The following is a 423-nucleotide window of genomic DNA, read 5'->3' on the forward strand; positions in this document are numbered from 1 at the left end:
AATGGATAAAAGTCACATGAGGAGCCGTGTACGGACCCGTACGCACGGTTCTGTGGGCAGACGGGAGTCAATGGACTCCCTCTGACCCGATGAGCAGCGGAAAGACAGATACATCCGGAACGGATGACCGCCGCGAAATATTTTATGATTTTTTATCGGTGAGATGATCCATGCCCCGGTGATATCCAGGTCGGCAAGGGCATTCCAAAATCCTTTTCCCAGATGGACTGATAAAGCGTACATTCCGGCATCTGAATCTTTGATTCAGGAGGGGTAGTTGACTGTATCCATTTTCCCTGTTCCTTTCTTCTTACTCATTCTTACCCATCGAGTATGAATGATGAGAAATTCCTGCTTCATAGAGTGTGCCCGAACAAACTGCTTAGGTCTCATTTCCTCTCCACAGGCTTAAAATTCCGTAGA

General features: G+C 47.3%; 1 protein-coding gene. It reads right to left on the reverse strand.

Going from position 1 to position 423, the window contains the following annotated elements:
* Positions 1-12: 12 nt before the first annotated feature.
* On the reverse strand, positions 13-243 hold the full coding sequence (locus tag HXW94_RS18980; RefSeq protein WP_178368436.1) for a hypothetical protein: 231 nt from the start codon (positions 241-243) through the stop codon (positions 13-15).
* Between the last annotated feature and the right edge of the window lie 180 nt (positions 244-423).

This window comes from Desulfobacter latus (assembly GCF_013389365.1).
Taxonomy (GTDB): Bacteria; Desulfobacterota; Desulfobacteria; order Desulfobacterales; family Desulfobacteraceae; genus Desulfobacter; species Desulfobacter latus.